The sequence below is a fragment of the Candidatus Chloroploca asiatica genome (assembly GCF_002532075.1).
Taxonomy (GTDB): Bacteria; Chloroflexota; Chloroflexia; order Chloroflexales; family Chloroflexaceae; genus Chloroploca; species Chloroploca asiatica.
In genome coordinates, this window is record NZ_LYXE01000182.1 from 117,530 (window position 1) to 133,441 (window position 15,912).

Sequence of the window (15,912 nt, forward strand, 5' to 3'; positions counted from 1 at the left end):
ATGGCTGTTGGCTATCTGGAGTTGTTGCAACGCAACAAGCAGTTCCGTCGGCTCTGGTACGGGCAGATTGTGAGTCAGTTGGGCGATTGGCTTGATAGCATCGCCCTCTTTATTTTGCTTTTGAATTTGACTGGTTCGGGTCAGGCGCTGGGCTTGTTGTTGCTGGCCGAGTTTTTGCCAGGGGCGCTGGTCAGTCCATTTGCGGGCGTGGTGATTGATCGGCTACCGCGTAAGCTGGTTTTGATTGCGAGCGATCTTGGTCGGGCGGCAATGGTCTTGCTCTTGCTGCTCGTCAATAGCCCGGCGGATCTCTGGTTGGTCTATGTGGCCGTGGTGCTGAAGGTCTCGATGGCGGCCTTTTTTGAGCCGGCCCGCTCAGCGATTCTGCCGAGTCTCTGTACACGTGAAGAGTTGGTGACGGCGAATGCGATCAGTGGGGCCACCTGGTCGGCCATGCTGGCGATTGGGGCGGCCCTGGGTGGCCTGGTTGCCGCTACTCTGGGCGTGCGGGCGGCTTTTCTGCTAGATGCGGCCTCCTTTCTACTATCGGCGGCCATTATTGCGACAGTGCAAGTGCGCCCGTCGGAGCGTTCCGGCGCTGATCAGGCGTCACGGGGGCGCTCGGTGTGGGCGCTGGCGGGGCAAGCCGGCGGTGAATTGCGTGATGGATTGCGCTATGTCATGCGCCATCGCGACGTCTTCTGGTTGACGTTCACGAAGGCGTTGTGGAGCATTGGGGGCGGGGTGTTGCTGTTGCTCACGCTGCTGGGGCGCGAGGTCTTTCCGCTGGGGCGCGATGGGGCGCTGAGCATTGGCTTGCTCTATGCGGCGCGGGGGCTTGGCACGGGCATTGGCCCGCTGCTGGCGCTGCGGCTGGGCGGCGACGGTCAACGCTTTCTGCGCCGCGCCATCGTCATCGGCTTCTTTGTAACGGCGGCGGGCTACCTTGCGCTCAGTGCGATGCCAACGCTGGCGTTGGCGGCACTGGCGGTGCTCTTTGCCCATCTTGGCGGCAGTGTGCAATGGGTCTTTAGCACGGCATTGTTGCAGACGAAGGTGCCAGATCAATTGCTTGGGCGCGTGTTTGCGACCGAATATGCGGCGCTCACATTGACGACCGCGCTCTCGGCGTATCTCACCGGCGTCATTGCCGATCAGGGCGTTAGTCCGTGGGCGCTATCACTTGGCCTTGGTGGCGTCTTTCTGGTAACAGGGACAATCATCGGGTTGGCGCTGTGGCGTGAATGAGGAGATGCCGCGATGCCGCTCAGTTGGGGTTTGCCAGTTGTGGTCGGTGGCTTTATTTCCGGAGCCGCCGTCCGGCAACCTGGACAACCTGCGAGCAGCCGCTTGGTCGTCGCGACCACTACGTGACGTGCACCGGAACCTACGGCGGATCCAACGGAGCCTGAAAGCGGTAGCCGATGCCTGGCTCATTGCGGATCAGGATGGGTTGCGCAGGGTTTGGCTCGATCTTCTTGCGCAGTTGCGTGATAAATACGCGGAGCGTCGGTACGTCATCGGCGGCACCCGGCCCCCAGATCGTGGTGAGAATGTGCTGGTGGGTCAGCACTTTGCCCGCGCTCGCGGCAAGCAGCGTCAAGAGTTGGTACTCCGTCGGGGTCAGCCGAACCTCCTGTCCGGCGAGCGCGACGCGGCGGCGCGCCCGGTCGATGCACAGCGGACCGAAGACCACGACTGGCTCGTCGGCCCCCTGGCGCCAGGCCGCGTTCCGTAGCGCTACCCGCAAACGGGCCAGCAGTTCATCCATCCCAAAGGGCTTGGTCAGGTAATCGTCGGCACCCAGATCGAGCGCGGCTACCTTGTCCTGCTCGGCCCCTCGCACCGTCAACACGATGATCGGCACCCGTGACCAGCTTCGCACCTGGCGCACGACCTCAAGTCCATCGAGTTGCGGTAGGCCCAGGTCGAGGATCATGACCTCTGGTTGCCAATTCGCCGCCTGCGCCACCGCAGCAGCACCATCTGGCGCGATCGCGACCGTATGCCCATAAGCGCTCAGGACAGTCTGCAGCATGCGCCTGATTTGCGGCTCGTCATCCACCACCAGAATTCGCGCCATGGCCGACTCCTCCACTATGCGATTTCCGCCCGAGGCGGCGTGATTTGCCGGCTGGCGACCGGCAGTGTGAAGGCAAACACCGCCCCGCCACCGGGCCGCGCCTCCACCCAGATCGCTCCGCCGTGGGCCTCGACTAGCCCCTTGCAGATGGCCAGGCCCAAGCCGGTGCCCGCCGCATGGCGCTCGGCTGCCGCAGCGCGCACAAACTTCTCGAAGATGCGCTCGCGCAGCGCATCAGGTACCCCCGGCCCCCGATCGCGCACTTCCACGCGGATCTGCTGCCCCTCGACCTGCGCCGCAACTTCGATCAAGCTCCCCACCGGAGCATAGGCGGCTGCATTCTCGAGCAGGTTCCGCAGCACGTGTTCGATCTGGCCATAGCTGATCCGCACCCAGGGCAGGTCGTCGGGCACCGCGAGGATCAACTGGGTGCCCGGATGCCGGGTGGCCAACTCCCCAGCCACGGTGCCGATCAACTCGTCAAGGTCGTGCAAAGACCGGGACTGAGGAATAGCCCCCGCCTCGATCTGTGACATCTCAAGCAGATCACCGACGATCCGGTTGAGCCGGTCGGTCTCGACGCTGATCGTGTCCAGCAACTCGCGGCGCTGGGCGTCGCTCCATAACACCGCCGGGTCGAGCAGGCTCGTCGCCAGGCCCTTAATGACGGCCAGGGGGGTGCGCAGATCGTGCGAGACGAGCGAGAGCAGCGTCGACTTCAACCGGTCGGACTCTGCCAGGGCGCGGGCCTGCCCGGCCATCTCGCTCAGCCGTACCCGCTCGAGCACCAGGCTCACCTGGGCAGCGATGGTGGCCAGCAACTCGTGCTCGCTTGCGTTGTAGGGGACACCGGTCACGGGGCGGCGCACGCGGAGCACGCCGATCTGACGCTGTTCGGCGTACAACGGCACATCCTCGTACTCCCCGGCGCGGTCGAGCGGGGGCGGCGCATCGCCTGCCTCGGCGAGCAGCACCTGGCACGAAGGGACAGCGAGGATCTGAGGCGTCATCTGGGCGACGATTGGTGGGATGCGCTCCTGCGTCAGTTCGGCGCTCAGAGCCTGACTGAGTTGGTAGAGGGCACTCAATTCGCTCGTACGGCGTTCGGCAATGAGCGCCTGACGTCGGGCCGCACTCGCCAACCCGCTGACCAGCAGCGCGACGCTCAGAAAGAACCCGAGCCGCACGGCACTTTCGAGTGAGGTGAGGGCGAACCCACCATAGGGCGGAACAAAGAAGTAGCTAAAGGCTAGCGAGGCGAGCAGGGCACCGGGCAGGCTGGCGTGGAGCCCAAAGCGCATGGCACTCAATAGCACCACAAGCATATAGATCAGTGCCGCAGTGGCCGAGTGGATCACGTCCTGTTGTTGAAGCATCAGGATCGTGATGAGACCAATCGCTGCGACACTGAGCACAACCTGGGCGAGCGGCGTGCGTACCATCGACGCGACCGCCCGCTCAAACGCGGGAAGACGAGGGATAGCCATACTCCCTATTATACCGTCAGGCTGGTCTTCTTGAGTCCCACTGCATCGATCCTAGCGCTGTTGCAACGTCCACCTGACCGGAGCACCGTCGGGCTGAAGCCCTCGGCTCCGGGTCGCGAAGGCCGCCTGCGCGGCCTCATCCAGCCCGCGCAGGCGGGCTTGGCACGCAGTGGCCGAGGCGTTGACGCCGACGGTGACCCCGGAGAGCTGACGTTGCATCAGCCCTGGCATCGATCCGAGCCAGCGGAAGAAGCTGAGGCAGCGCCAGCACCTCCGCCTGGGTTCAGGATCATCTCATATGGTGCGCGTATATCTAGCCAAGGTCTCAGAGCGCGCGGAAGAGCAGATCCATCACGAATGCGGTGAGGCCAATCACGACCAACGTGATCGTGAGGGCCAGAATGGTCAAGCCAAGATTGGAGCTTTTGCGGGCCTGACTGCGGCGACTAACCTGCTGCTGTTGCTGGATACGCATATGATCACCCTTTCCTGTCAATCGTTCGCGTATATTGTGCGTCGACCACGTTCCTACGGGTAACAAGGCCGATGGGCACGAAGTTCCTTTACGAGTATATATGTCTGGTGGCCTACCCAGTATTTGGGAACCATTTGGGCCTGCACGCCTTGGCAGCAAATGCTTTCCAAACGTCGAGCAGGGTGCGCTGGCTGTATACTTGGTGAGAGGCACGGCTGTGTCTACATGCCGATGTCACGCTTTCTGCTCTTCACAACGCTAGGCTCGCTGGTGTGGACGAGCGCCTTGACCGTTGGTGGGATGCTACTCGGCCTAGCCTGGACGCAGATGATCGCGTTTGTCGAGGTCTATCAACACCTGGTTCTCGTGGCAGTGGGCATCGGGTTGGTGAGTTTCGTGGCTATGCGCCTCCCAGGGCACCTGCGGCGACGCGGTCGATCCGTACCTGAATGGATGCGACGGTGCCGAGGCGATGCGCGCACCCGGCCCTGCTCCTACAAGTGAACGCGCGTCTAGATTGAAAGGAGACTTGAATATGGACTGGTTTACGATCCTGCTGATGCTGGTGACCGGGCTGGCATTGCTGGTAGCGGGCGGTGAGTTGCTGGTGCGGGGTGCGTCGAGTGTCGCCGCGGCCTTTGGTATCTCGCCCCTGGTGATCGGGCTGACCGTGGTGGCCTTTGGCACCAGTTCACCCGAACTGGCGGTGAGCATCCAGGCAGGCCTCGCGGGCAACCCCGACATCGCTGTTGGCAATGTGGTGGGTTCAAACATCTTCAACGTGCTGCTCATCCTCGGGGTCTGCACGCTGATCCTACCGCTGCTGGTCTCACGGCAACTGGTGCGCCGCGAAGTGCCGATCATGATCGGCATCTCCTTCCTGCTGCTGCTCCTGGCCTTCGACGGCAAGATCGGCCTGCTAGACGGCCTGCTGCTCTTCGCTGGCATCGTCGGCTATACTGGCTGGTCGGTGATCGCGAGCCGCAGGGAGACGGCGTCTGCGAAGGGCAACGAGGAGTCGGTGACGATCGATACCATCGCCGCGAAGAGTCCCCTCTGGCTTGGTGGGGCAATGGCAGTGCTGGCTCTGGCCGTGGCGGGTTTCTTCTTCGGCTGGTTCAATGTTGCAGTGGTCGGCTTGCTCGCCGTAGGCACGGTGCTCTTCATCGCCGGTTCGCTCTTCGGCAAAAGTGGTACCACAAAGGGCGGCGACATCGCCCACCAGGTCGGCTTTATCACCGTAGGCCTCGGTACCCTGATGCTCGGCGCAGACTACCTGATCGACTCCTCAACGACGATCGCCCGCAGCCTTGGTGTCAGCAACCTGATCATCGGCCTGACGATCGTCGCCGCTGGCACCTCATTACCCGAGCTCGCCACCTCGATCATCGCCACCATTCGCAAGGAGCGCGACATCGCCATCGGCAACATTGTTGGCTCGAATATCTTCAACATTCTCGGCATTCTCGGCCTCTCGGCAATCGTGACGCCGGGCGGGTTAAACGTGAACCCACAGGTGATCAGCTTTGATCTGCCGATCATGATCGCCGTCGCGGTGGCCTGCCTGCCAATTTTCTTCACAGGGTTCACCATCGCCCGCTGGGAGGGCGTCTTCTTTCTGGGCAGCTACGTTGCGTACACCGCGTTCCTGATCCTGGTGGCAACCAACAACCCGGCCCGCGAAACCTTCCAGAACACGATGCTATTGGTGTTGTCCGTGGTCGCCGTGGCACTGCTCTGGACCAGTGTGCAGTTTTTTCGCAATACCGCAAAACTAACGCTGTGAGGTCTGGTCTATTTGTGTTATTGGCGGCGTTCGATCTGGCGGCGTGGCTCCTGGCTCGTCCCGTACAGCCGCTTATGGCGCTGATTGGGCAAACGCGGATGCGCGAACCCGAAGTGATGTTAACGGCAGCCGTTCGACAGGTAGTCGAGGGCACAACGGATGACCAAAGTGAACGATTATTGGCAGAATTATTGCTTCTATGCACTGACGAGGAGATAGCAGCAATGGCTGAACAGATTATTATGCGCGATTACGGTTTGCCTGAGACTCCGATGATGCGCAAACTGCGTGAGCAGGGTCGCGAAGAGGGTCAGTTTGCCGTGTTGCTGCGCCTGTTGGAACGTCGCTGTGGTGTCGTACCTGCGACATTATTGAACCAGGTAGAGCAACTGTACAAAGATGTGACCGTTGTGGCTGTTGATCCAGAGGTGGCACGGAGTGAACCAGCGGGCGGGGGCGATCTTTGGGAGCGTGCCCCATCCAAAGACGCTCACGCGAAGACGCTTACGCAAAGGTGCGCAGGGCGCGCAGGGCGCGCGCCCCTCCGCGAAAACCTTTGCGCCTTTGCGCCATGATCACCCGGGCGTTCCGGTAGCGGTGACTGGTGCATCCACCGCCACGGAAAAAGTTAATTGTGCATAACCATACAAAAAAAGATCTTCACGCAGGGCTTCATCAACCTTCACTATCGCGGGTTCGCGGCTATGGTATGCTCAGACCAGGAGCCTCCCTGCATCATCGCCATGCTGACCGTGCGTTGGGTTGTTCCCGCGGTGGGTCGTGTCCACCTGATCCTTTTCCGTACGCCGGCGATGAAGCGTCGCGATGCGCAGGAGGCCGTCTTTGCCCACCCTGCGCCCGTGGCGCGCCCGTGGCCTCGCTGACGCCATCGTGTGCAGAGGCACGGCGGGTGGTGATGGTACGAAGGGAGACCCGTGATGCGTCGCATCTTCATGCTCTTGCTCATGATCGTCGGCCTCGGGGTTCCGCTGTTGTTGACCAGCCTCACGTCGCTGGCGGCGCCGCCAGTGCATGAACCGCTGGCATCGGCGGCGGCACAAACGGTGATCGATCTGCATTCGCACGCCATCCGCGATCTCAGCAGCACCGACCTGCCCCAGGTGAGCGCTGGCGGCGATCGTACGTGTGTCATCAACCGCGCCGGGCAGTTGTCTTGCTGGGGCGCATCTTCTGAGGTACCATCCGACCTTGGCGCAGTCAGTCAAGTCAGTGTGGGTGGTGGTCACATTTGTGCGGTGACGGCGAACGGGGCGTTGCGTTGCTGGGGGGCGAACGGAAACGGCCAGGCGGAGGTTCCAGGTCATCTGGGTGTTGTGAGCCAGGTCAATGCAGGTGGTGAGCACACCTGTGCGGTGACGATGGACGGGGCCTTGCGCTGCTGGGGGAGGAATAATGACGCTCAGGCGACTGTGCCGAGTGACCTCAGCGCGGTCAGTCAGGTCAGCGCGGGTAATCGTCACACCTGTGCGGTGACGTTGGCGGGGGCGTTGCGCTGCTGGGGCTGGAACGAGTACGGCCAGGTGACCGTGCCGGGCGACCTCGGTGCCGTGAGCCAGGCCAGCGCGGGTTTTGGTCACACCTGTGCGGTGACTAGGTCGGGCACAGTGCGCTGTTGGGGCGCGAATGGGTTTGAACAGAGCAGCGTGCCGGTGAATCTTGGCCCAGTGGTGCAGGTCAACACAGGCGGCGGGCACACGTGTGCGGTGACCACCGAAGGTATGCTGCGCTGCTGGGGCGGAGCCGGGTATGGTGAGAGTGCTGTCCCTGCCGACCTGGGGGTGGTTTTCCAGATGAGTACCGGTTCTTATCATACCTGTGCGCTGACTATTGACGGCAGTACACTAAGCTGTTGGGGGGCGAACGGAAGCGGCCAGGCAGCGATACCGGGAGATCTCGGCACGGTCAGCCAGGTCAGCGCGGGTGCTGCTCACACCTGTGCGGTGGCGGCAGATGGGTTACTGCACTGCTGGGGATGGAACAAGTACGGCCAGACAGAGGTACCAGATGACCTGGGCGCGGTGAGCCAGGTCAGCGCGGGGGGGACGTATACGTGCGCAGTGATGGCGCGCGGTACGGTGCGCTGCTGGGGGTACAACGAGTGGGGCCAGGCGGAGGTGCCGGGCGACCTGGGCGCGGTCAGCCAGATCAGCGCGGGTGGGTCGCACGCCTGTGCATTGACGACGACCGGGAATCTGCGCTGCTGGGGGAATAACTCGTACGGCAAGGCGACGGTGCCATCCGACCTCGGCGCAGTCAGCCAGGTCAGCGCAGGTGCTCATCACACCTGTGCATTGACAGCGCGAGGGGCGCTGCGCTGCTGGGGGAGTAACTCTTACGGTAAGGTGACGGTACCGGATGACCTCGGTGCAGTCAGCCAGGTCAGTGTGGGGGCTAATCACACCTGTGCGATCGGGGCGATCAGGACACTGCATTGTTGGGGGGAAAATACCCTCGGCCAGGCGACCGTGCCGACGGATCTCGGTCTGGTCAGCCAGGTCAGCGCAGGAGGTGGGCACACGGCCGCGGTGAAAGCCGATGGAACCTTGCGTTACTGGGGGCAAAACGAAGCTGGACAAGCGACAGTACCGGAAGACCTCGGTGCTATCAGTCAGGTTCGTGCGGGTGGGGCACATACGTGCGTGGTAACGACCAAGGGCACGCTCCACTGCTGGGGGCGCAATGGCGACGGCCAGACGACCATCCCACGTGATCCGTTGCGGGTCACGGGTCGCGATGAACGGGTCTATGTGCCAGTGTTGCGTCGGTAAGCGAGGAGGTGCGCTCTGCTCCGGTGCCTCGTGCGCCGCAAAGGGCTGATGCAACGTCATCTGCGGATGCTATTTAGCCCTACCGGGACTTTGTAACAGCACGCGATGCGCCTGCCGGTGCGCCACCACGAAGGAAAACGGGGGCGTGGGGGAACTTGGTTCCCCCATTTTCGCGTAGCCCTGCCCTGGGCAGATGGGTATGGTATACTCCATGTATCAAGCCTTGTGCAAAGCAAACGTTGTTGGATTTCCCCGCTCGTGGGGATGGTTCCTGTGCCCTGCTTGAGGGTCAGGTTCTTCGCCTCGCTCAACGCACGGTCGGTGGGGCGGCAGGTGTTGCGACCGAGCGGGTTCTCGGTTGCCAAGGGGCAAGTCTTTGCATCTCAATGAGGAGAACACACGTATGATGATGGATGGCTATCGCACGCGGGATGACGAGGGGGTCGCCAGGTGGGACGAGCAAGGTGCGCGTTCCCATTGCGCCAAAGGAGGAGCAGCATGATTGAGAATGCGTACTATAGCCCGGAGTTTCACGGCGAGTATGAACTCGTCAGCATTGGTCGGCTTGAGCTCGAAGAAGGTGGCATCATTCCTGACTGTCAGCTCGCGATTACGACCTGGGGGACGCTGAATGCCGCCAAGGATAATGCCATTCTGATCCCCACTTGGTATTCTGGCACTCATCAGATCTGGCGCGATGTGTATGTTGGCCCACAGCATGCCCTGAACCCAGCGCAGTATTTCATCGTTGCGATCAATCAAATTGGCAATGGCCTGTCAATCTCGCCGCATACGGCGACTGGCCCAAATGCGGCGATTGCCATGGCGAACTTTCCCCGCGTTCGGATTGGCGATGACGTGGTGGCGCAAGAGCGTCTGCTGCGTCAACACTTTGGGATCGAGCGGCTTCAGTTGGTCGTTGGCGGATCGATGGGCGCACAGCAGACCTACGAGTGGGCAGTACGCTTTCCTGACAAGGTGCTGCGTGCGGCACCGATTGCGGGCACAGCCCAAAATACGCCCCACGACTACCTGTTTACCGAGACCCTCAACGAGGCGATCTGGTCTGATCCGGGCTGGAATGGGGGAAACTACCGCTCACACACCGAGGTTATCACCGGCTTGCAGCGCCAGGCCCGCCTCTGGGCGGTCATGGGCTTCTCGACCGAGTTTTGGAAGCAGGAAATCTGGCGAGGCATGGACTTTGACTCGAAGGAGGCCTTCCTGACAGGTTTTCTCGAGCCGTACTTTACCGCGATGGATCCCAACGCGCTGTTGTGCATGGCCTGGAAATGGCAGCACGGCGATGTGTCACGCCATACGAACGGCGATCTCGCCGCTGCCCTGGGACGGATTACCGCACGAACCTTCGTAATGCCGATCAATGAAGATATGTTTTTCCCGGTACGCGATTGTCAGGCTGAGCAAGCACTGATTCCGGGCAGCGAATTACGCGTGATTGACGATCTGCTTGGCCACCTGGGTCTGTTCGGGGTCGCCCCAACCTTTATCCAGCAGGTTGATCATCACCTTAGCGAATTGCTAAACACGCCGGTGTAAAGAAGCACCGTGTCACTTGGCGACAAAAAAGGCCGGTTGTTTGACGCAAAGGCGCAGAGGCGCAGAGGGCAACATAGAAACTCCGCGTCTCCCCGGCTCTGCGGCTCTGCGTTAAAGATCGCGAAAAAAGGCCGGTTATTTGACGCAAAGGCGGAGAGGTATTTCATATCTTTGCGCCTTTGCGCCTTTGCGTCAATACGGATCTGTATAGGCAGCGTTGCGTCTTTGCGTCAACATGGGTATACTAGCCGCTAGCAACCGTTCTCCCACGGTACGTTTCAAGGAGGCAAACCCATGACCCTGCAAGAGATGCTGAGAGAGATCCCTCGACTTACGACGCGTGAGCAATTGCTGCTGTTAGAGGCAGTCAGTCGCTCATTGCGAGCGGATCTCGATGCGTATGACATGCAAGGATCGGCGGAGCGCTTACTGGGTATGATCAAGACGGATGAGGAACTGACTGACGAGGATGTTGAGCGTATCCGTTTTGAGCATTTGACGGCGTAGCGAGTTTGTACAATAGGGGTGACGAAAGGAGTCGGCAATGACAACGCTTCAGATCGAGTACCCCGAAGAGTTGTTAGCGCAGGCGGAGCAGTCTCCGCAGGAGTTGGCAGGGCTGGCCCGCGAGGCCCTGTTCGTCCGCCTCTATGACCTCGGCAAGCTCTCGGCGGGCAAGGCGGCAGATCTGTTCGGCGTCTCGCGGCGCGAGTTCCTCGATCTCCTGGGCACTTATGGCGTAACTCCTTTTGATGACACCCAGGATGTTCAAGCGGAAGCGAAGGTTGCCCTTGAGGCCAGTCGTATCCAACACAAGCCCGCTGATGAACCTGGCCGGGGTAGGGCACCTCGACCTCTTGCAGCGGATCAGCCCAGCGCTTTATCGTGAGGCCCTGCGTGCGGCCGACGAAGATCCGCTCGGCGAAGGTGGCGCGTAGCTGTGATCACTCGCCGATCAACGCTGCTGACCTGCGACGCAGCCATTACGGTTCTGGAGCAGGAAGCGGCGCTGTGCATGGGCGGCGCGCATCGGCGTACGCGTCGTACGCATCCAGGTACGGGTCATGCGCTCAAAGTGGGCGTCAATGTCCACCGCCGGCAACCTGACCCTCAACAGCGAACTGGTTGAACTCCCGCGCGAACTTGGTGAATACGTCATCGTCCACGAACTCGTCCACCTGCTCGCGCCCAACCACAGCAAGCTCTTCAAAAGCTTCATGCTCGCGTATGTGCCCGACTGGGAGGAACGGGAGGCGCGGCTCCGTTCCATCGTCGTCTAGCCATAAAGCCGCGCAGGGGCACTTCGCCACAAAAAAGACTGGTTGTTTTAACGCAAAGGCGCAAAGGCGCAGAGGTATTTCCTATCTTTGCGCCTTTGCGCCTTTGCGTCAAAAAATAGCTCAGGCTAGCATGATGATGATGCCGATCAGCAGCGCCAGGCAACCCGAGCCGGCCCAGAAGGTGAGCCCGTCCCAGAAGAGCGAGCGCTTCTTGTTGGCCAGGATATTGTCGGCGAGATAGGGCGGCGGGTATGTGTCGCCAAAGGCAACCACGGTAAAGAGCACGCCGAGCAGCAAGGTGGTCAGCTCGATGATGCGCTTACCGGCCTCATCAAGGAAGTCCACCTGCTTGCGCTCGGCCTCGGCAAAGAAGGCGGCGAGTTGCTGCTGCTCGGCGCGGGGCGGCACCAATGTGTGCGACCGTTACCCGACGCTGGTGCCCTCCTCGACTCCCTATCTTATGAAAGAGCAAGCCATTCGCGAAGAGTTGCTTCAAGGTGCTGCGCGTCGGAATGGGCCAATTGACCCAGCAGTTTGATCACTAACCCGGCTTCCACGGTATAGAGGCCACGTTTTACTGCGGAGGGTACATTCAGCCCTGCACGCCGCCACTCCGTCAAGATAAATTCACCTGGCAATAATCCCGTCATCCGACTGGTGAGTGGAACGATCATCAGATCGTGACTGATATGCGGACCATTCACCACAATCGCAGGGCGTACTTTACTGCTCGACAAATCAGAAAAGGGATAGCGTACCAGGATCAGGTTATGCTGCGAGTAGGTCGGCATAGACATCATCCTCGGGATGATCCCAGATCTGGTTGAGTGAGCTGGAGCTTGCAGCTTGCCAGAATAAGTGTTCCTCCTCGGTGAGGACGGTCACAAGCACTTGCGCTCCATCGGGCAAAGCCGTTGGTTCCAGCAGTTCTATTTTGCCATCGCGCACAATTGCACGGATCGTGAGTAACATGGGTTCTCTCCTCTAACGCATGGGTTTACACCCGACAGGGTTTATTATATACGCCAACTGCGAGGGCGGCAAAAAGTTGCCCCAACCTTTATTCAGCAGGTTGATCATCACCTTGGCGAATTGCTGAACACGCCGGTGTAAAGAACCGCGCCGTCATGGTTGGGACTATGCCGCAAAAAAGGCCGGTTATTTGACGCAAAGGCGCAAAGGTAGGAAATACCTTTGCGCCTTTGCGTCAAACCAACCGCCTTCATGCATCGCTCGCACGCTCCTCACAGGCCAGATTGTCGCCACTCGGCACCGCAGCGGGGGGGCCGTGCAGGTCGGCGTGCGGCCCTCGTTCGAGGTCCTGTTGGTAGTACCAGAAGAGTGCGCGGGCGGCGAGTAGGGTCGAGACGGCGCGTAGACTGGGGGCGGCCAGCAGGATGAGCCGTTCCAGAGTGACGCTGTCGTAGCCCCAGCCGTTCCGCTCGTTCTCGGCCTGGGCCAGTGGCAGCCAGTTCTCAAGGAAACGCAGGCGCATATGGGCGTCAGTGAACATCGTGGGCATCCGATCCTCATCAGTGGAAGGGTGGCGGTGGCGGTTGCCTGCCGCCACCGCCGGACAGCTACGACCGATCCAGCGTCACGATGGCGGGGGTGCGGTCGAACATCCAGAAGGCTAGCGGCAGGCCGAGCCCCAACGTCACGCCGATCAGGGCCCAGGCCACGCTGAGCCAGAAGGCGCTGAACCACCAGCCAACCGCGACAAAGTAGATGGCGCGGAGCCAGAAGGGATGCTGCGCAACGCGACCCTGGCTCACGACCGTGACGCTACCCTGACTGACGACCTTCATCTCGGTGCGCACCGGTTTGAGGGTCATCACCTGGGGAATGCGGTTGAGCATCAGCAGGCCCAGGGGCAGGCCAAGAATGCTCACCAGCAAGAGCCAGGCGATTCCCGTCCAGAAGAAGCCCAGCCAGAGACCAATGAAGCAAAAGTAGAGCGCACGCACGAGACAGCCAGGCCCTGCCGCGTTTTGGGCAAGGATGATCGTTGGGCTCGGCGCGGGAGCCGCCGCCGGGGCTTGCACAATGACATTGACCGTCTGGACTGGCCCGGCGACTGGTGCGGCGACCGCTACAGGGGCTTGCGGTCCGACTGGTGCAGTCACGAGCGGAATCGTTACCGGGGCAGCGCTAGCGACCTGAACAGGTGAAGGCTGGCTGACGGCAATCAAGTCGCTCCCACAGTTGGCACAGCGGCGGGCATCGTCTGGGTTGAGATAGTCACAACTGGTGCAGTGCATGGTCGGGTCTCCCTTGTGCGTACAATGACGAACCACTACACTCAGTATAGCCACGTCACCCGGCGCAAATGCGCCCTTGAACCCAGTGCTTTGCGGTGATCTTCGCAGCGTGATCTAAAGGCAATACCTTGCAAAGAAGGCGGCTCTTTTGACGCAAAGGCGCAAAGGCGCAAAGATTTTTGCGTAGGTAAGCGTAACCCTTCGCGTCTTCGCGTCTTCGCGTGAGCTTATTTGAAAAGTATTGAATCTAAAGTATTATGCTTGGATGAGATTTCGCATGTGTTTGCATGTCACGCTGAGCATCACATGGCCCGCGGGCCAGTGGTATGGAGAGAAACCAGTGCGCTTGTGCAGCCTGCATGGTCACCCCGAACCCTTCGACTGCGCTCAGGGTCCACTCCGTGAGGGGTCTTCCATAAAGGGACGTTCGTTGACCGGCCTCCGCGTATCGGGGGCGGCTTTTCACACAATTTCCGCCGATGCGTGATATTCTGCCCTAAGGGTATGATGCTTCGTTTGGAGCCTATAAGGAGACCACCATGTTCCAGGGTCTGTTTGGCAATGCGTCTGAGGTTGATGCGGCGAAACTTGAGCAAGAGCTTGGGCCGCTGCTGGTTGAGGGTGAGCAGTTGGTGCGTGGGTTTCGGGTGCTGCGCGATATGTTTGTCTTTACGTCCAAGCGCTTGATCCTGATTGATAAGCAGGGCACGACGGGGCGGAAGGTCGAGTACCATTCGATTCCGTATAAGGCGATTACTCATTTTGTGGTGGAAACTGCGGGTACGTTTGATGGCGATGCCGAGTTGAAGATCTTTCTTTCGAGCAACCCTGTGCCCATCGAGCGTGAGTTTAAGCGTGGCACCGATATTGTTGGGGTGCAGCGGACGTTGGCGACGTTTGTGTTGGGGTGATTTTGGGGATCGGGGATCGGGGATCGGGGATCGGGGATCGGGGATCGGCGGCGGTGTAGGGGCACGGCGCCGCCGTGCCCGTACCGGGGGCATGGCATGGGCATCGGGGCACGGCGGCGGGGGCACGGCGGCGCCGTGCCCCTACAGAGGGCACGGCGGTGATCGTCAGGCCGAAGGAGGGCCGAAGGAGGGCCGAAGCACGCGCCCCATGCTCAGCGCGTCATGCAACCCACGCGCATGGGGCGCGTGCTTCGGCCTTACGGCCATGGGGCGGGGTATCGGGCATGGGGGGGCGGCATCGGGTCATCGACCGGGCACGGGATCGACGGGTGGGTGCGAGGCACGGCAGATGGAGCACGGGATCGGCGGGCGACCACCGGGCCAGCGGGCGACCACCGGGCCATCCGGCGGGCACGGGATCGACGGGCGGGCATGGGGCCATCCGGCGGGCACGGGATCGACGGGCGGGCATGGGATCGACGGGCGCGAGCGTGGCACGGCGGGCAGATCGGGCGTGCCAGCCCGAAGGGTTGGTGGTAGAATAGGGAGCAGAATCTTCGCACCCCGAAGAGTTGCAGGTATTCTGCGCCAGTCTCATGAAGGGAGTCTCAAGGGTGAAAATTGCCGCTGTAACGAATGATGGGCGTACCATTAGTGCCCATTTTGGCCGCGCACGCCAATATCTTGTCGTGACTGTTGAGGATGGGGCCGTTGTTGCGCGCGAAGTGCGCGATAAGACGGCCTGTGACCATAGCCATCACGGGCATGGGCACGGGCATGGGCACGACCACGACCACGACCACGGGCATGGGCACGACCACGACCACCACGGGGATGGACATGGGCATCATCATGACCACGACCACGACCACGACCACGCCAGTCAAGCAATTGGCCTGAGCGAACCTGGCGCCGTCGCCGCGCCACCAGTTGATCAACATACGTCAGCGGTGAGCATGATCGCCGACTGCGATGTCGTGCTCTCGCGGGGGATGGGACGTGGGATGTACAACAACTTGCAACGCGCCAACCTTCGCACTGTGCTTACCGACATCGTCCCCATCGAGGCAGCAGTGCATGCCTTGCTCGCAGGGACGCTCGAAGAACATCCCGAGCTTGTGCATTAACGGGTCTTTTCGCCGCTGAAAAACCAGCATAGCTGGTTTTTCAGCGGCGAAGACGGGCAGCGTAGCGAGCGTGCTCGCGCGCATAGCCGCAATTGGCCTAAGCATAGCTGGTTTTTCAGCGGCGAAGACGGGCAGCGTAGCGAGCGTGCTCGC

The 15,912-nt window shown here is 61.1% G+C and carries 21 protein-coding genes; 12 read left to right on the top strand and 9 right to left on the bottom strand.

Annotation, left to right across the window (positions count from 1 at the left end):
• The gene (locus A9Q02_RS21745; RefSeq protein WP_097655173.1) at nt 1-1,248 is read left to right on the top strand and encodes an MFS transporter; all 1,248 of its coding nucleotides are present in this window, start codon (nt 1-3) and stop codon (nt 1,246-1,248) included.
• Nucleotides 1,249-1,387: 139 nt separating this feature from the next.
• Here the strand turns inward: A9Q02_RS21745 and A9Q02_RS21750 are convergent, their stop codons facing one another.
• The 3 genes from A9Q02_RS21750 to A9Q02_RS24520 all read right to left on the bottom strand — a co-directional run bounded on the left by A9Q02_RS21750 (nt 1,388) and on the right by A9Q02_RS24520 (nt 4,045).
• Nucleotides 1,388-2,083 carry a response regulator gene (locus A9Q02_RS21750; protein ID WP_097655174.1) on the bottom strand — a complete coding sequence of 232 codons (696 nt, stop codon included), beginning with the start codon at nt 2,081-2,083 and terminating at the stop codon, nt 1,388-1,390.
• A 14-nt stretch (nt 2,084-2,097) separates the two neighbouring features.
• A complete protein-coding gene (locus A9Q02_RS21755; RefSeq protein ID WP_097655175.1) occupies nt 2,098-3,570 on the bottom strand; it encodes a sensor histidine kinase in 1,473 nt (490 codons plus the stop codon).
• Nucleotides 3,571-3,895: 325 nt separating this feature from the next.
• A complete protein-coding gene (locus A9Q02_RS24520; RefSeq protein ID WP_172451257.1) occupies nt 3,896-4,045 on the bottom strand; it encodes a hypothetical protein in 150 nt (49 codons plus the stop codon).
• Between the two features lie 225 nt (nt 4,046-4,270).
• Here A9Q02_RS24520 and A9Q02_RS21765 point away from each other — a divergent pair, with 225 nt between their 5' ends.
• The 7 genes from A9Q02_RS21765 to A9Q02_RS21795 all read left to right on the top strand — a co-directional run bounded on the left by A9Q02_RS21765 (nt 4,271) and on the right by A9Q02_RS21795 (nt 11,069).
• Nucleotides 4,271-4,549, top strand: a complete 279-nt coding sequence (locus A9Q02_RS21765) for a DedA family protein (protein WP_097655177.1) — start codon at nt 4,271-4,273, stop codon at nt 4,547-4,549.
• Between the two features lie 31 nt (nt 4,550-4,580).
• On the top strand, nt 4,581-5,831 hold the full coding sequence (locus tag A9Q02_RS21770) for a calcium/sodium antiporter (RefSeq protein WP_097655178.1): 1,251 nt from the start codon (nt 4,581-4,583) through the stop codon (nt 5,829-5,831).
• A 224-nt stretch (nt 5,832-6,055) separates the two neighbouring features.
• Complete coding sequence (locus A9Q02_RS21775; RefSeq protein ID WP_097655179.1) at nt 6,056-6,406, top strand: DUF4351 domain-containing protein; 351 nt, start codon at nt 6,056-6,058, stop codon at nt 6,404-6,406.
• Nucleotides 6,407-6,769: 363 nt separating this feature from the next.
• Complete coding sequence (locus tag A9Q02_RS21780; RefSeq protein ID WP_097655180.1) at nt 6,770-8,620, top strand: RCC1 domain-containing protein; 1,851 nt, start codon at nt 6,770-6,772, stop codon at nt 8,618-8,620.
• Nucleotides 8,621-9,118: 498 nt separating this feature from the next.
• Nucleotides 9,119-10,180 carry an alpha/beta fold hydrolase gene (locus A9Q02_RS21785; RefSeq protein WP_097655181.1) on the top strand — a complete coding sequence of 354 codons (1,062 nt, stop codon included), beginning with the start codon at nt 9,119-9,121 and terminating at the stop codon, nt 10,178-10,180.
• Nucleotides 10,181-10,474: 294 nt separating this feature from the next.
• Nucleotides 10,475-10,687: a hypothetical protein gene (locus A9Q02_RS21790; protein WP_097655182.1), complete on the top strand. Its 213-nt coding sequence runs from the start codon at nt 10,475-10,477 to the stop codon at nt 10,685-10,687.
• A 37-nt stretch (nt 10,688-10,724) separates the two neighbouring features.
• Entirely contained in the window at nt 10,725-11,069 is a 345-nt protein-coding gene (locus A9Q02_RS21795; protein WP_097655183.1) for a UPF0175 family protein, read from the top strand.
• A gap of 66 nt (nt 11,070-11,135) precedes the next feature.
• Here A9Q02_RS21795 and A9Q02_RS24525 read toward each other — a convergent pair whose 3' ends face one another.
• A complete protein-coding gene (locus A9Q02_RS24525; protein ID WP_172451259.1) occupies nt 11,136-11,273 on the bottom strand; it encodes a hypothetical protein in 138 nt (45 codons plus the stop codon).
• On the opposite strand from A9Q02_RS24525, the gene A9Q02_RS21800 reads away from it, so the two are divergent.
• Nucleotides 11,230-11,460 carry a M48 metallopeptidase family protein gene (locus tag A9Q02_RS21800; RefSeq protein WP_425430804.1) on the top strand — a complete coding sequence of 77 codons (231 nt, stop codon included), beginning with the start codon at nt 11,230-11,232 and terminating at the stop codon, nt 11,458-11,460. The genes A9Q02_RS24525 and A9Q02_RS21800 overlap by 44 nt on opposite strands.
• Before the next feature lie 120 nt (nt 11,461-11,580).
• Here the strand turns inward: A9Q02_RS21800 and A9Q02_RS21805 are convergent, their stop codons facing one another.
• The 5 genes from A9Q02_RS21805 to A9Q02_RS24990 form a co-directional block, all read right to left on the bottom strand.
• Nucleotides 11,581-11,871, bottom strand: coding sequence for a hypothetical protein (locus A9Q02_RS21805; RefSeq protein ID WP_135481184.1), 291 nt, complete (start codon nt 11,869-11,871; stop codon nt 11,581-11,583).
• Nucleotides 11,872-11,918: 47 nt separating this feature from the next.
• Nucleotides 11,919-12,251: a type II toxin-antitoxin system PemK/MazF family toxin gene (locus A9Q02_RS21810; protein WP_097655186.1), complete on the bottom strand. Its 333-nt coding sequence runs from the start codon at nt 12,249-12,251 to the stop codon at nt 11,919-11,921.
• Nucleotides 12,229-12,432: an antitoxin family protein gene (locus A9Q02_RS21815; RefSeq protein ID WP_097655187.1), complete on the bottom strand. Its 204-nt coding sequence runs from the start codon at nt 12,430-12,432 to the stop codon at nt 12,229-12,231. Before A9Q02_RS21815 ends, A9Q02_RS21810 begins: the two co-directional genes overlap by 23 nt.
• Nucleotides 12,433-12,682: 250 nt before the next feature.
• Nucleotides 12,683-12,982, bottom strand: coding sequence for a hypothetical protein (locus tag A9Q02_RS21820; RefSeq protein ID WP_097655188.1), 300 nt, complete (start codon nt 12,980-12,982; stop codon nt 12,683-12,685).
• Between the two features lie 58 nt (nt 12,983-13,040).
• The gene (locus A9Q02_RS24990; protein ID WP_245860807.1) at nt 13,041-13,721 is read right to left on the bottom strand and encodes a hypothetical protein; all 681 of its coding nucleotides are present in this window, start codon (nt 13,719-13,721) and stop codon (nt 13,041-13,043) included.
• 539 nt (nt 13,722-14,260) lie between these two features.
• Between A9Q02_RS24990 and A9Q02_RS21830 the strand changes: the two genes are divergently transcribed.
• The 3 genes from A9Q02_RS21830 (at nt 14,261) to A9Q02_RS24720 (ending at nt 15,759) form a co-directional block, all read left to right on the top strand.
• Nucleotides 14,261-14,632: a PH domain-containing protein gene (locus A9Q02_RS21830; RefSeq protein ID WP_097655189.1), complete on the top strand. Its 372-nt coding sequence runs from the start codon at nt 14,261-14,263 to the stop codon at nt 14,630-14,632.
• 237 nt (nt 14,633-14,869) lie between these two features.
• Entirely contained in the window at nt 14,870-15,172 is a 303-nt protein-coding gene (locus A9Q02_RS23980) for a hypothetical protein (protein ID WP_141509127.1), read from the top strand.
• 74 nt (nt 15,173-15,246) lie between these two features.
• On the top strand, nt 15,247-15,759 hold the full coding sequence (locus tag A9Q02_RS24720; RefSeq protein WP_216361578.1) for a NifB/NifX family molybdenum-iron cluster-binding protein: 513 nt from the start codon (nt 15,247-15,249) through the stop codon (nt 15,757-15,759).
• Nucleotides 15,760-15,912 lie beyond the last annotated feature (153 nt).